Here is a 14,885-nt window from a genome sequence, read left to right as displayed (position 1 = left end):
CCGCTGAGATGCTGCATTACAGGTAAGTGAATTCCGCATTCTGCGTTCTCACCGAATCCAGGCCAATCATCACTTTGAACTTGCCTGGCTCCGCTACCCACTGCATCTGCTGGTTCCAGAATTTCAGCGCTTCCACATCAATCGGGAAGGTCACGGTTTGTGACTCGCCTGCTTTCAACATGATGCGCTTAAAGCCGCGCAGCTCTTTTACCGGACGGCTGATGCTGGCAACTTCATCGTTCAGATAGAGTTGCACCACCGTTGCACCGTCGCGTTTGCCGGTATTGGTTACCGTAACGCTGGCTTCAACCTTGCCATTATGCGGCATGGTCGATGAGGAGAGCTTCACCGGCGAGACGCTGAAGCGGGTATAGCTCAAACCGTAGCCAAAGGGATAGAGCGGCCCGTTAACCGCATCATAATAGTGCGAAGTATATTTGTTCGGTTTTGCTGAATTATAAGGACGGCCGGTTGGCAGGTGATTGTAATAAATCGGGATCTGCCCCACCGAACGCGGGAAGGAGACCGGCAGCTTGCCTGACGGGTTATAGTCGCCAAACAGCACGTCGGCAATAGCGTTGCCCCCTTCGGTGCCGCTAAACCAGGTCTCCAGCAGCGCATCGGCCTGCTGATCTTCACGCTCCAGCGCCAGCGCGCGTCCGTTCATCAGTACCACCACCAGCGGTTTGCCGGTGGTTTTCAGCGCCGCCAGCAGCTTTTGCTGGCTCTCAGGCAGCGTCAGGTCGGTACGGCTGGAGGCCTCATGCGCCATGCCCTGCGCCTCGCCCAGCGCCACCACCACCACATCCGCTTTTTTCGCCGTGGCCACCGCTTCGTCAATCATCTGCTGCGGCGTGCGGCTATCCACGCTGACCGCCTGCTCATAGAGGTTCAGAAAATCCTGAATCCCTTTATGATCGGTAATATTCGCGCCTTTGGCATACAGCAGCGTTGCCTTGTCGGCGGTGGCGTTTTTCATCCCCTGCAGCAGCGTTACCGACTGCTTCGCCACGCCCGCTGCCGACCAGCTGCCCATAATGTCGCGCTGGCTGTCCGCCAGCGGACCGATCAGCGCAATGGTGCCCGACTTTTTCAGCGGCAGCGTTTCCAGCCGGTTTTTCAGCAGCACCATACTTTTACGCGCCACTTCACGCGCATCTTCACGATGCAGACGGCTTTCCGCATTGGTATCTACCGGATCGCTGCCTTTCGGCCCTAAATGGCTGTAGGGATCGTTAAACAGCCCCATATCATATTTCACGTTCAGCACATGGCGCGCCGCATCGTCGATTTCCTGCTGCGATACCACGCCGCGCTTCACCAGCCCCGGCAGATACTGGCTGTAGTAGACATCACCCATGCTCATATCGATACCGGCTTTTAGCGCTACCCGTACCGCATCTTCAGGATCGCTGGCGACGCCATGCTTGATCAGCTCTTTAATCGCGCCATGATCGCTGATGGTAATGCCTTTGAATTTCCATTGTTCGCGCAGCAGATCTTTCAGCAGCCAGCTGTTGGCGGTGGCCGGCATGCCGTTGATGGAATTCAGCGACACCATCACCCCGCCGCTGCCAGCGTCCAGCGACGCCTTATAGGGCGGCAAATAATCCTGGAACATGCGCTGCGGGCTCATATCCACGGTGTTGTAGTCGCGACCGCCTTCAATCGCGCCATACAATGCGAAATGCTTAACGCTGGTCATCACAGAATAGCGATCCGCCGGGCTTTTACCCTGCATCGCCTCAACCATGGTGCTGCCCATTTTAGAGGTCAGGAAAGTATCTTCGCCAAAGCCTTCTGAACCGCGGCCCCAGCGCGGTTCACGCGTGACATCCACCATCGGTGCCCAGGTCATATTCAGGCCATCGTCTGCTGCCTCCCAGGCAGAGACGCGACCAACGCGGCTGACCGCATCCAGATCCCAGGTGGCCGCCAGGCCTAACGGAATCGGGAAAATGGTGCGTTGACCATGCACCACGTCATAGGCAAAGAATAACGGGATTTTCAGGCGGCTAAGCTGCATTACCTGATCCTGCATAACACGGATGTCGGGACGGGTAACGGTATTAAATATCGCGCCGACCTGTCCTTTCTGGATCATGTCGCGGATCGATTCTTTTGGGTTGTCCGGTCCGACGCTAATCAGCCGCAGCTGACCAATTTTTTCATCCAGCGTCATTTTCGCCAGCAGATCGGTGACAAACGCATCGCGCGCTTCTGGCGTCATAGGATGGGGACCGAAAAGATCGTCAGCGAAGGCGGGCTGCACCGCCAGAGAAACAGCGAGACTCAGGGAGTAAATCCATTTCATCAGATTGGGCTCTCAACAAGAACGCGGAACGGGTTTTGTACCCTAAATAGTTGGCGTTGCAGGAAGGCGGCCAGCGCGTAAATCCCCGGGCGCTGACGCAAATCAGTGGCCGGGATAAGCGAGCGCAGCCAACATACCTGCAGCGTGAAGTATGAAGGGTAATTAGTGCTACAGCAATAAGATAGCTACAGCGTGCAACAGCAAGAGAATAGCAGGTAGTTTTGCCGTTGAACGCTTTTGTGTCGGAGCTGCTACAGTAAATTTGACCCACATAACAGGACAATGGATATGCACCCTCATACTCAATCTGCCAGTCAAACCCTGGTTAATGAACTGCGCCGTATCGTTGGCCGTAGCCATCTGCTGACCGATCCGCGTAAAACCGAACGCTATCGTAAAGGCTTCCGCTCTGGTCAGGGCGAGGCGCTGGCGGTGGTTTTTCCCGGCTCGCTGCTGGAACTGTGGCGCGTGCTGAAGGCTGCGGTCGCGGCGGATAAAATCATTCTGATGCAGGCGGCGAATACCGGCCTGACCGAAGGCTCAACGCCCAACGGCAACGATTATGATCGCGAAATCATTATTATCAGCACCCTGCGCATGGATCGTATTCAGCTGCTGGATAAAGGCAAGCAGGTGCTGGCGTTTCCCGGCAGCACGCTGTTTCAGCTGGAGAAAATCCTTAAACCGCTGGGACGCGAGCCGCATTCAGTGATCGGCTCCTCCTGTATTGGCGCTTCTGTTCTCGGCGGCGTGTGCAATAACTCCGGCGGCGCGCTGGTGAAACGCGGCCCGGCCTATACCGAAATGGCGCTTTACGCTCAGCTGGATGAGCAGGGACAGCTAAAGCTGGTGAATCATCTCGGCATTGAACTGGGCAGCACGCCGGAGCAGATCCTGGGGCGTCTGGATGATGAGACCTGGCGCGAGAGCGATGTGCGCCATGATGCGCGCCAGGCGTCCGATCACAACTACGTCGAGCGTGTGCGCGACGTAGAGGCAGACACACCGTCGCGCTTTAACGCTGACGCCAGCCGCCTGTATGAAGCCTCCGGCTGCGCCGGCAAGCTGGCGGTGTTCGCTGTGCGTCTGGATACCTTCGAGGCGGAGAAAAAGCAGCAGGTATTTTATATCGGCAGCAACGATACGGCGGCGCTGGAGGATATTCGTCGCCATATTCTGGCCCATTTTAAAAACCTGCCGGTGGCGGGCGAATATATGCATCGCGATATGTATGACATCGCCGAAAAGTATGGGAAAGATACCTTTATTATGATCGACCGGCTGGGCACCGATAAGATGCCGCGTTTCTTTACCCTGAAGGGACGTATCGATGCGATGCTGAGCCACATTCCGCTGTTCCGCCCCCATTTTACCGACCGCATGCTGCAAAAGCTGAGCGTGCTGTTTCCGACGCACCTGCCGAAAAAGATGAAAATCTGGCGCGACCGCTATGAGCATCATCTGATGCTGAAAATGTCCGGCGACGGCGTGGAGGAGGCGCGTCAGTTTTTAAGGGACTTTTTCCGCGAGGGCGGCGGCGACTATTTTGAATGCACCGATGAAGAGGGCTCGAAAGCCTTTCTGCATCGCTTTGCCGCAGCGGGCGCGGCGGTGCGCTATCACGCGGCGCATCATGATGAAGTCGAGGATATTCTGGCGCTGGATATTGCGCTGCGTCGTAACGATCGCGACTGGTTCGAGAAGCTGCCACCGGAGTTTGACGATAAGCTGGTGCATCGCCTCTACTATGGCCACTTTATGTGCCATGTGTTTCATCAGGATTACATCGTGAAGAAAGGCGTGGACGCGCATGCGCTGAAAGAGAGAATGCTGGAGATCCTTAACCAGCGCGGCGCGGAATATCCGGCGGAGCATAACGTCGGCCATCTTTACCAGGCGAAGCCGCAGTTGAAAGCGTTCTATCAGCAGCTTGATCCGACTAACAGCTTTAACCCCGGCATTGGTAAAACCAGCAAACTAAAACACTGGGCGGGCTGCGGCTGCGATGCGCATCACTCGGCCGATTAAACGCCCAAAGGCCGCCGTTTCCATGCGAAAAGGCGGCCCTGGCGCGGCTTAGCTTTGCTGTGGATCTTTAACGACCACCTCACCATTCTTGCGCTCAATGATCATGGTTTGCGGGCGCGATAGCACGATGCCCTCTTTACGCAGGCGCGTCAGCAGATCGAACAGCAGATCGCTTTTCACGCCGCCAATCTGCCGCTGGTTAGAGACATTTCCGGTTACGCTCAGCACAATTCCCTGCGGGGTAAGATCTTTGAAACTGACCGAGGGCTCTGGCGTATCCAGAATGCGTTCGTTTTCCTGATAGACCCCCAGTAAAATCTCCCGCACCTGCACCGGATCGATATCCAGCGGGAACGTCAGCGTAATGGTAACCACGCCCTGAGCATTACCCATGGTGGCGTTACGCACGTTCTGCGAGATCAGCTGCGAGTTCGGTACGATCACCGTAGATTTGTCACCCAGCTGAATCTCTGTGGCGCGCACGTTGATCCGGCGAATATCGCCTTCAATCCCGCTGATGCTTACCAGGTCACCCACCTTCACCGGACGTTCGGTCAACAGGATCAGGCCGGAGATAAAGTTTTTCACAATCTCCTGCAGGCCGAAACCGATACCCACCGACAGGGCGCTGACAATCCAGGCCAGCTTGTTCCACTGCACGCCCATGGTTGAGAGCGTTAACAGAATAACCAGCACATAGCCGATATTGCTGAACAGCGTTACCAGCGAAACGCGCATGCCGATATCCATGGTGGTTTTCGGCAGAAAATCGTTATCCAGCCAGCGACGCACCGCGCGCAGCACATAGATGCCAATAACCATGCACAGCAGCGCATTGACCAGATGTGCAGGCACGATATTCAGCGACTCCAGCCCTTTGCCGCCCCAGAACTCTACCGCCTTTTGCAGCAGTTCAATCGGCGTCGAGGTGCCGAAAGTGCCGTTCAGCACCGCCACTACCGCAAACAGCAGCAGTATGGTTTTTCCCAGCGCCGACAGCAGCGCCGCCGCCTGCGAAAGATGCCGCTCATCGATGTTCAGCGAGGTCTGCATCCGCTTGCCGGTCAGGCTATTTACCGACAGCAGCGTTTCGCAGCCATCGCTCACCAGATGGCTAAGGAAATAGTAAGCGCCGCAGACGATACCCAGCCAGACCAGCTCATAGCTGAGAAAGCGCGCCAGGGTAACGTAACCGATAATCAGCGACAGCATGATTGCCAGACCGATAAGCGTAATCGACATCTGAACCAGGCCGACTAAGGTGGATCGGGCCTCTGGCGTCTGCCCTTCCTGCACCAGACAACGACGAACGCGGCTGGAGCGGAAACTGATAGAGAGCGCGGTAGCGCCCACCAGTAGCGCCGTCATGCCGTTTGCCAGAATGGTGGTGCCGACGCTGGTGCCAACGGTGGTATTCAGCGCTTCTACCGTTTGGAAAATAAATACCAGAAGCGCGGTCAGCGGCGGGTAGGGTTTCAGCGCCTGCGCCACCTCGTTGGAAATCGCCGGCAGACGCCATGAAGGGCGACGCGTCGACAGAAACGCCCGTCCCAGCCCGGCAATCAGGCCGCAGAACAGGCTGAGCTGTACCAGACGATCAGCAAAGCTCTGGACGTCATCAGAAACTTCCTCGCGGCGGGTAAACGCCTGATCAAGAAAGTTAAACGCCAGCACCACCGCCACCAGCGTGGTAAGGGCGATCGCCGCCGCCAGGAAGCTGCGCCGCAGACGCCCTTCCGGCAACTTGTTAATACTAATCCACGCGAGGAACTCCTCTCCGTAGCGGCGGCCCAGCGTAGCGATTAGCACCGCGGCTACCAGCCACAACACGGTGCCGAGCCGCCAACCCGGCTCCCAGGCCAGCGCCACGGTGTCCGTTAGCTCATCGCGGAAGTTAGCCAGCTTATCGCCATCTCTTTGCTGCATACCAAACAGCGGTGCCCAGAAACGCGGACCAAAAATACTGCCAGAGTTCAATGCCAGCTGGGTTTTCAGATTATCGCGCCGCAGACTAACAATCTGCGCGCTGAGGTTAAGCGAGCCGCTTTTGATCGTCTCCGCTTGTTTAATCTGTTCGTCCAGCTTTTGCTTTTGATTTTCCAGCGTGCTTCGCTTGCGCGTCACCTCCGGCGTCTCTTTCACGCCGCTGTCCGCTTGTGGCACCGGGCCTAATACTGCCAGCTGCGCCATTAACTGTTGCCGTTGCGGGATCAGCGCCTGTCCCAGCGTATCGGCATTGCCCGACAGCTCCAGCGCCATTTCGTTGAGCTGGGAAAGCTGTGCATCATTGGTTTCGCCGGAAACCTGCCCTTTGATTTTATCGAGGATTTTTTGCATTTTCGGCAGTTCTGCCGACGCATTTACCTTTACTACAGTCTCTTCACCTGCCGCCGCGCTATCCTCAGCGTTTTCCGCCGCGTGAATCACAAATGACGCCATTACCAGCAGCGCCAGCAGGCTTGTGCGCATTAATCGTAACCACTTTGACATCGAAGGTCATTCCACTCTGTTTCTGTTCCACGGCCTCGCCGCGATCGCGCGCCAGTTTATGCTTTTGCCTGCCGCTTCACTATAGGAAAGCGTGAAGAAAAATCGCTCTTTTTGCATAAGAATTTGTTATGAAGGGCTACCGCGCGCCTGTGTCAAAGTAAGACTTTCATCCGGTATAAGGAGAAGTTATGTCTGAGAAGGTCGAACCCCTGCTGATTCGTGATGCATGCGCGGCTGATATCGCCGCTGTCAGCGAAATTTACGCCTGGCATGTGCTGTATGGCTGCGCCTCTTTTGAGGAGACGCCGCCCGATACGGCGGAAATGCAGGCCCGTTTTCTCAAGGTGCAGGCGCTGGAAATGCCGTATCTGGTCGCTGAACAGGCAGGCCGCCTGGTTGGCTTTAGCTACGCTTCACCCTATCGCCCGCGTCCTGCTTACCGCTATAGCGTGGAAGAGTCGATCTATCTGGCACACGACACGGCAGGACGCGGCATCGGTAGCGCCCTGCTGGCGGCGCTGATCGCGCGCTGTGAACAAGGTCCCTGGCAGCAGATGCTGGCGATTATCGGCAACGGCGAGCAGAACATCGGCTCGCTGAAGCTACATCTCAGGCTGGGATTCTGTCAGGCGGGCGTATTAAAAGGGGTGGGATATAAGCATGGTGCCTGGCGCGATACGCTGATCATGCAGCGTGCGCTCTCCTCCGCTGACCGCCCAGCGGAGGAGTAACACACTAATCGATCGCGTTATTGCTGGCGGTATTAGCGGTTTTTTGCTTTTTATACGCCAGCGCCGCCGCCGGAACCGGGGCGGATTTGCCGGTCTCCAGCCAGTCGCGTAGCCGTTTGGCATCGGCAAAATGGGTATATTTGCCAAAGGCATCCAGCACCACCAGCGCGACCGGACGCTGTTTGATCATGGTGCGCATCACCAGACAGTGCCCCGCCTGATTGGTAAAGCCGGTTTTGGTGAGCTGAATGTGCCAGTCCGGCTTATAGACCAGATGATTGGTATTACGGAAAGGCAGCGTATAGTCCGGATTGCTGAAGTGCGCCATCTCCTCATGGGTGGTGCTGAGCTGACCCAACAGCGGATAACGTTTCGTAGCGATCAGCAGCTTTGTCAGATCGCGGGCGGTGGAAACGTTATGAATCGACAGGCCGGTCGGCTCCACATAATGGGTATTGGTCATGCCCAGCGCACGCGCTTTGGCATTCATGGCGCGAATAAAGGCGTCATAGCCGCCGGGATAATGATGCGCCAGGCTGGCGGCAGCACGGTTTTCCGACGACATCAGCGCCAGCAGCAGCATATTTCTGCGACTGATTTCACTCTTCAGGCGTACGCGAGAAAACACGCCGCGCATTTCCGGCGTATGGCTGATATCAATATTCAGCATCTCATCCAGCGGCTGATGCGCATCCAGCACCACCATCGCCGTCATCACTTTGGTAATCGAGGCGATTGGCCTTACCCGATCCGGATGCGAGGCATACAGCACTTTATTAGTATTCAGATCGACAATCATCGCGCTGCCGGAGGCGATTTGCGGCTGGGAGAGCGGCGCAAGCGTGCTTAATGGCGAAGCGGCCAGCGCCTGACCCACCAGGCTCTGCGCGGAGAAAAGAAAAGCCAGGCTCAGCAACGAATAACGAAATTTTGCGGGCATCGTTTAACAACTTACCGGTTCAGGATTGCGCGCTGTGTGTAACACAGGCCGCCGTCACAAGAGTCAACAGGTGCAACGGCTGGCAGACAGAATAATACGCCGGGCGCTCAGTAAATTCCTATCAGAGATTCGTTTCCGGGCGTAAACGGGCAAGAAATTGTCTTTATGAAAAAGCGTCACCGCGCCCACGCACCTGAGCACGGTGCATGAGTGCGTTAAGATTAGCGCACAGGGATTAGAAGGATAAAAGGGAATATTAAAAAGCATTGGAAGCTTCCGTGATGCCTGGCTGGACGCCTTTTTTCAATACGCAACGCCAGCCAGCAAAATACCGCCTGATCTTCAAACTACGCTTGCACGTAAACTTGATATGATCAATGCGGCAGCCTCCTTTAACGTCCACCGCAATACGGTCAGCGCTTTAGTTAACAATCATCGCAAACTCACTACAGATATGGCGTTTCGTCTGGCAAAGGCTTTCGATACAACCGTGGATTTTTGGCTAAATATTCAGTCGGCTGTAAATATATGGGAGGTAGAAAATGATACCCGTGCCCAGGAAGAACTTAACCGTATAGGTACAGTAAGTGATTTCCTGGCTCGCCGTGAAGTGGCGATTAAAGATATCGCATAAAGCTTTAAAAGCATGATTAAGCCACCCGCAGGTGGCTTTTTTAGCAAGACCAAAATATCGGCAGTGTCTGTGCGCAGGCAAGCGGCTTATCCCATACGGAAGCCGTAGCCCCACAGCAGCACCGTTAGCGCCAGCAACACCTCAAACAGCAGAATGCCGATGGCCAGCGTTGAGCCGGAAAAACGCAGGCTTTCATCGCGATCGATATTAAGCAATTGCGGAATGCCCACGTAGAGCAGATAGCCGGTCCAGGCAAGCGCGATTGCTCCTGCCAGCACGCAGAGCCAGACAACCGGATAAAGCGCGATGATGCCGCTCAGGAACAGCGGCGTAGCGACATAGCCGGCAAAAACCGTACAGCGCTGCATGCTGGGACGCTGCGGATAATCACGCGCCATCCAGTGAATGACCCGACCCATTACCGCCACGCCGCCCAGAATTAACAGATAAAACAGCACGGCAAGCATCAGTCCGGTCGACAGCGCGAGCGGAACCGAGCGCCCTCCGCCGAGATACCATCCCATCTGGGTGGTACCAATCAGGGAGCAAATCACCGGAATCGCCGCCATCAGTAAAACGTGATGGGTGTAATGGTGGGAAACGCTTTCGTTTTCCCGTTCGATATTGCGCATTTCCCGATCGGGATGCGCCAGCAGGCCCCAGACATGATTCATGATATAGCCCTCAGTACCTTGCCGCCAATCTGGCGACGGTGACTTAAGTATACGTCATCTGCCTATTTTTTCACCAATCACGGGCGCAACCTTTTCCCCGTATCGCCTTTTTTCGCAAGGCAGAGTTAACGAGGTGTACACTTACCCTGACGCTAAGGCTAAAAGGGACGGTACGTTTTGCATTTCGATATCAACCAGTTTATTCAGCAGTATGGTTATCTGGCCGTGGTTATTGGCTGTATTGCCGAAGGGGAAACGTTCGCGCTGCTGGGCGGCATCATGGCGCACGAAAAGCTGCTGCGCTATAGCGGCGTGGTGCTGGCGGTGATGCTCGGCGGCTTTCTTGGCGATCAGCTGCTTTACTATATTGGTCGTCGATTCGGTTCCCGCATACTGCGGCGCTTTAAGAAACATCAGGGCAAACTGAAGCGCGCCAATCGCCTGATCCGTCGTTATCCGGTGCTGTTTATTATTGGCGTGCGCTTTATGTACGGCTTTCGCATTATCGGACCCATTATTATCGGTGCCAGCCGCCTCAGTCCGCTGAAATTTATGATTTTTAATGCCATCGGTGCCTTTATCTGGTCACTGGTCTTTGTAACGCTCGGCTATTTTGCCGGTGAGATGATCACGCCCTGGCTGCATCGCCTCGATCATCATCTGAAGCATCTGCTGTGGTTGGCTGGTGCGGTGGTGTTTGTGCTGCTGCTGCGTCTGGCGTTTCGCCGCTGGTCGCGGCGAAACGCCGATTAAAATACCAGCTGCGAGCGGGCGTTATAAAAGCGCCGATAGCCGAGCCAGGCGGCGATGATTGTTGAGATCGCCGCCGTTCCCAGCAGCATAAAGGTCACCATGATCTGATATTTAATCGCCAGCACCGGATCGATACCGGCAAAGATCAGGCCTGACATCATGCCCGGCAGGCTAACCAGCCCCACGGTTTTCGCCGCATCCACCGTTGGGCTCATCGCGGCGCGAATGCTGTCGCGTACCAGGGTTGCCGAAGCCTGTTTAACCGATGCGCCAAGACTCAGCATCTCTTCCACTTTCTGACGATTATCAGCGAAGCGTTGATTTAACTGGGCGTAGCATAATCCCACTGCCACCATCGCATTACCGGCAATCATGCCGGAAACCGGAATCACCTGCATCGGCACAAAATCAATCGCGCCGCTTGATACCAGAATGGTCAGCGTCAGGGCGGTGCCGGAAGTAATGGCGGTAAAAGAGATAACAAAGGCGTTACCGATGCGTTTACTGCGTTTGCGTGCATGCAGCGCCGCATTGATACAGATAAACAGCACCATCAGCAGCGTCAGCCAGCGGTTATTAAAATCGAACAGCGTGTGCAGGACGTAGCCCACCAGGGTGAGCTGAATGATGGCACGCGCCACGCTCCATAAAATATCTTTATGCAGTCCCAGCTTCTCTTTCTGGCTGACAAACAGGGCCACCAGCACCAGCATAAAGGCCAGCGCCAGCGAGGTATTGCTAATTTCGGGATGATTCATTGCGCTGCGTCCATGCGGGTTAAAGAGATAATGCGGGAGCCATCGTCGATCTCCTGCGGGTCGTGACTGATCCAGAGCACGCTCATCGGCTGCTGCTGCACCGTCTGGCGAATAAGCTGTTTTACCTGAGCTTTATTCTCTGTATCCAGCGCGCTGGTAACCTCATCCAGCAGCAGAACCGCCGGAGGAAACTGTAAATTGCGCAGCAGCGCCACCCGCTGCCGTTCGCCGCCGGAAAGATCGCCGATGGGCTGCTCGAGTATTTCCGGGTCTACATTCAGCTGCGCCAGGCTGGCGCGCAGCGCCTGCTTTTCAGGCCGCTGCTGACGGATTAGCCAGGGAAAAGCCAGGTTGTCATAGACGCTTTCGCCAAACAGCTGCGGCGTCTGGAAACAGTAAGAGACCTGGCGACGCCAGGTCTCCGGCTTTAGCGTGGTGCTCTCCTCGCCGCGAAGCGCGATGCTGCCGCTGCTGGGCGGCAGTAACGAAGCAAGAATTTTCAGTAATGTGGTTTTACCGCTGCCCGAAGCACCGGTGAGCCAGACGATTTCATGTTGCTGCAAAGTAAAAGAGAGAGGCGCCAGCAGCATTTTATCCGCCAGACGATAGCTGACGTCACGTACCGCCAGCAGTGGGATCTCCATAGCCATATACGCTTCCTTCTTGATTGTGCGCCAAATAATAACGCGGAAGGAGGCGGAACGGAAAAGCAAAACGGGGCAGCAGCCTGCCCCGTAAGCGCGCTAAAGCGCCGGAAATTACTGAGCGGCCTGCTGTTGCGCGGCGGCATACTGCGGATTAGCGAGCATAAAGCCGCCGTCAATAATAAAAGACTGACCAGTGGTATAGCCAGACCACTCAGAGCAGAGCCAGGCAACCATGCTGGCGATTTCGCGCGTATCGCCGGGGCGACCGGCAGGAATAGTGGGCAGGGAAACCTTGTGCGCGTCGGCATTTTCCATATCGTTCATTGGCGTGGCGATAGCGCCCGGCGCGACCGCGTTAACCAAAATTTTCTGTGGCAGCAGGCTAAGCGCCATCGCCTTGGTCAGGCCGCCCAGCGCATGTTTAGCCGCGGTATAAGAGACCGAACCCGGCAGCGGCGTATGCTCATGCACCGAGGTGATATTGATAATGCGACCGCCTTCGCCCTGTTTGACCATCTGACGCGCAGCAATCTGCCCGCAAACAAAAGCGCCGTCGACATCCACGGTAAAAACTTTGCGCCAGTCATCAAAGGCAATATCCAGAAAGTCGCCCTTAACGTTGGTACCGGCATTATTCACCAACACATCGATGCGACCCAGCTTCTCAATCAGCGACGCCAGCGCTTCCCCTCCCAGCTGCGGATCGGAAAGATCCATCTGCACCAGTTCCGCCTGGCGTCCCAGCTTACGCACCTCTTCAGCTGTCTCCTGCGCGCCCTTCTCATCCGAACGCCAGGTAATGCCGATATCGTAACCCTGCTCTGCCAGCATCACCGCACAGGCTTTCCCGATACCGGAATCCGATGCGGTGACCACTGCAACCTTGTTTGTCGGCATAGCTTTACTCCTCTGTCACGCTCAATAAACGAACAGCAAGTATAGCTGCTCTGCCCGCCGCCGCCGCCCAGCCTGGCTATAGTAATAGTTCACACAGCGCAACCGGGGAACGGCATGGCTGATATCAAACGACCTATCGGTAATCACGGCGTCATTGGCGATCTGCGTACCTGCGCACTGGTGGCGGACGATGGCACTATCGACTATTTTTGCTGGCCCAATCTGGATAGCCCTTCGATATTCACTGCCCTGCTGGACAGTGACGAGGCGGGCGTCTTTAGTCTGACGCCAGAGTGGAAAGCGAGCCGCCGCCAGCAGCTCTACCTGCCGGATACCAATATTCTGCAAACACGCTGGCTGGCTGCCGAAGGCGTAGCGGAAATTACCGATTACATGCCGATCTGCGAGCAACAGGACACCAAACCGCGCATTATTCGCCGGTTGAAGATGGTTCGCGGCGAGGGGCGTTTTTCGCTGCGCTGCGCGCCGGTGCATGACTATGCACGCGCCACACCCAAAGCGAAGCTGCGCGATAATGCCGTGTTGTTCAGCGCCGACGGCCAGCCTACGCTGCGCCTGACCGCCACCGTACCGCTCTCTCTGGATCGTCAGGCGGCAGTAGCGAGCTTTACCCTGAAAACGGGCGAGCACGCGGAATTTATTTTCGGCTGCGCGCAGGATGAGCATCTGGATAACCTGCAAACCGATATCTGCTTTAAGGAAACGCTACGTTACTGGCGCAGCTGGTGCCATCAAAGCAACTGGCGCGGACGCTGGCAGGAGATGGTGAAACGCTCGTCGCTGGCGCTGAAGCTGCTGACCTCGTGGCAGCACGGTTCGATTGCCGCCGCCGCAACCTTCGGACTGCCGGAAGAGCTGGGCGGCGAACGTAACTGGGACTATCGCGCCTCCTGGATCCGTGACGCCTCTTTTAGCGTTTATGCCCTGATGCGCCTTGGCTATGTTGATGAAGCGAAACGCTTTACGCACTGGGTAAGTCATTGCGTGGAAAACAGCCATCATGACAAAGAGCGGCTGCAGGTCATGTACCGCCTTGACAGCGCCACCGAGCTGCATGAAAGCGAGCTGCCGCATCTTTCCGGCTATGGTGATTCGCGTCCGGTACGTATCGGTAATGATGCCTGGCGGCAAACGCAGCTCGATATTTACGGCGAACTGATGGATGCGGTTTATCTCGCCAACAAGTATGGCGAGGCGATCTCTGAGCGCGGCTGGCGCAACGTCTGCAGCACCATTGATTATCTGTGCGAGCACTGGCAGGAGCCGGACGCCGGAATTTGGGAAATGCGCGGCGAACCGCAACACTTTTTGCACTCGCGCCTGATGTGCTGGGTGGCGCTGGATCGTGCGCTGCGCCTTGGCATGAAACGATCGTTACCGATGCCCTATGAGCGCTGGGATCGCGTGCGCAGCGAAATTCGCCAGGAGATCTGGCAGGATTTTTGGGATCCTGAACAGGGACACTTTACCGCTACGCGCCACGGTAAATCGCTGGATGCCTCGATGTTGCTGATGCCGCTGGTGCGCTTTGTGGGCGCAACCGATCCCGACTGGCTCTCAACGCTGGATGCGATCAAGGCGAAGCTGGTGCGCGACGGTATGGTCTGGCGCTATGACCGTGAAGAGACGCCTGCCGATGCGCTAAGCGGTCGTGAGGGATCCTTTGTGGCCTGTTCATTCTGGTACGTGGAGTGTCTGGCGCGGGCCGGACGGGTTGAGGAGGCGCATTTCGAGTTTGAGAAGCTGCTGAGCTACGCCAGTCCGCTGGGCCTGTATGCCGAGGAGTTTGATTTTCATGGCTACGCATTGGGCAACTTTCCGCAGGCGCTCAGCCATCTGGCTTTGATCAGCGCCGCCTTTTTCCTGAATCGCAAACTGGATGGCGATGACCCGCAATGGCAGCCCTGAATGTAAAAAATGCCTTCAGGCCCGGCAAGATTGTGTGAAATGACATAGAGTTAAGGAAAGCTGGTGCGGTTACGAAAAATCCTGGTTCCA

Annotated in this window: 12 protein-coding genes; 5 read left to right on the top strand and 7 right to left on the bottom strand. The window is 56.1% G+C overall.

The window, feature by feature from the left end; all coding sequences use genetic code 11:
• Positions 1 to 16 precede the first annotated feature (16 nt).
• Positions 17 to 2,314, bottom strand: a complete 2,298-nt coding sequence (gene bglX, locus ACQE3Z_RS13460; RefSeq protein WP_426974176.1) for a beta-glucosidase BglX — start codon at positions 2,312 to 2,314, stop codon at positions 17 to 19.
• Between the two features lie 288 nt (positions 2,315 to 2,602).
• Here bglX and dld point away from each other — a divergent pair, with 288 nt between their 5' ends.
• Entirely contained in the window at positions 2,603 to 4,342 is a 1,740-nt protein-coding gene (gene dld / locus ACQE3Z_RS13455; RefSeq protein ID WP_426974175.1) for a D-lactate dehydrogenase, read from the top strand.
• Positions 4,343 to 4,390: 48 nt separating this feature from the next.
• Here the strand turns inward: dld and ACQE3Z_RS13450 are convergent, their stop codons facing one another.
• Positions 4,391 to 6,832, bottom strand: coding sequence for a DUF3772 domain-containing protein (locus ACQE3Z_RS13450; RefSeq protein WP_426974174.1), 2,442 nt, complete (start codon positions 6,830 to 6,832; stop codon positions 4,391 to 4,393).
• Between the two features lie 188 nt (positions 6,833 to 7,020).
• Here ACQE3Z_RS13450 and ACQE3Z_RS13445 point away from each other — a divergent pair, with 188 nt between their 5' ends.
• On the top strand, positions 7,021 to 7,563 hold the full coding sequence (locus tag ACQE3Z_RS13445; protein ID WP_426974173.1) for an N-acetyltransferase family protein: 543 nt from the start codon (positions 7,021 to 7,023) through the stop codon (positions 7,561 to 7,563).
• A gap of 4 nt (positions 7,564 to 7,567) precedes the next feature.
• On the opposite strand, the gene pbpG is transcribed toward ACQE3Z_RS13445, so the two are convergent.
• The gene (gene pbpG / locus ACQE3Z_RS13440; RefSeq protein ID WP_426974172.1) at positions 7,568 to 8,503 is read right to left on the bottom strand and encodes a D-alanyl-D-alanine endopeptidase; all 936 of its coding nucleotides are present in this window, start codon (positions 8,501 to 8,503) and stop codon (positions 7,568 to 7,570) included.
• Between the two features lie 253 nt (positions 8,504 to 8,756).
• Here pbpG and ACQE3Z_RS13435 point away from each other — a divergent pair, with 253 nt between their 5' ends.
• Positions 8,757 to 9,137, top strand: coding sequence for a HigA family addiction module antitoxin (locus ACQE3Z_RS13435; protein WP_426974369.1), 381 nt, complete (start codon positions 8,757 to 8,759; stop codon positions 9,135 to 9,137).
• Between the two features lie 86 nt (positions 9,138 to 9,223).
• On the opposite strand, the gene ACQE3Z_RS13430 is transcribed toward ACQE3Z_RS13435, so the two are convergent.
• On the bottom strand, positions 9,224 to 9,811 hold the full coding sequence (locus tag ACQE3Z_RS13430; protein WP_085067515.1) for a Yip1 family protein: 588 nt from the start codon (positions 9,809 to 9,811) through the stop codon (positions 9,224 to 9,226).
• A 177-nt stretch (positions 9,812 to 9,988) separates the two neighbouring features.
• On the opposite strand from ACQE3Z_RS13430, the gene ACQE3Z_RS13425 reads away from it, so the two are divergent.
• Positions 9,989 to 10,564, top strand: a complete 576-nt coding sequence (locus tag ACQE3Z_RS13425) for a DedA family protein (protein ID WP_426974171.1) — start codon at positions 9,989 to 9,991, stop codon at positions 10,562 to 10,564.
• On the opposite strand, the gene fetB is transcribed toward ACQE3Z_RS13425, so the two are convergent.
• The 3 genes from fetB to ACQE3Z_RS13410 form a co-directional block, all read right to left on the bottom strand.
• Positions 10,561 to 11,322 (bottom strand): iron efflux ABC transporter permease subunit FetB, encoded by a 762-nt coding sequence (gene fetB, locus ACQE3Z_RS13420; RefSeq protein WP_426974170.1) that lies wholly within the window; start codon positions 11,320 to 11,322, stop codon positions 10,561 to 10,563. The genes ACQE3Z_RS13425 and fetB overlap by 4 nt on opposite strands.
• Positions 11,319 to 11,972 carry an iron efflux ABC transporter ATP-binding subunit FetA gene (gene fetA, locus ACQE3Z_RS13415; protein ID WP_426974169.1) on the bottom strand — a complete coding sequence of 218 codons (654 nt, stop codon included), beginning with the start codon at positions 11,970 to 11,972 and terminating at the stop codon, positions 11,319 to 11,321. Before fetA ends, fetB begins: the two co-directional genes overlap by 4 nt.
• Positions 11,973 to 12,080: 108 nt before the next feature.
• Entirely contained in the window at positions 12,081 to 12,866 is a 786-nt protein-coding gene (locus ACQE3Z_RS13410) for an SDR family oxidoreductase (RefSeq protein ID WP_426974168.1), read from the bottom strand.
• A 114-nt stretch (positions 12,867 to 12,980) separates the two neighbouring features.
• Here ACQE3Z_RS13410 and ACQE3Z_RS13405 point away from each other — a divergent pair, with 114 nt between their 5' ends.
• Entirely contained in the window at positions 12,981 to 14,795 is a 1,815-nt protein-coding gene (locus ACQE3Z_RS13405; protein ID WP_426974167.1) for a glycoside hydrolase family 15 protein, read from the top strand.
• The last annotated feature ends 90 nt before the right edge of the window (positions 14,796 to 14,885 follow it).

The organism is Pantoea sp. FN0307 (genome assembly GCF_050113815.1).
Classification (GTDB): Bacteria; Pseudomonadota; Gammaproteobacteria; order Enterobacterales; family Enterobacteriaceae; genus Mixta; species Mixta alhagi.
Note: the sequence above shows the minus strand (reverse complement) of the source record. Positions and strands in the feature narration are given on the sequence as shown.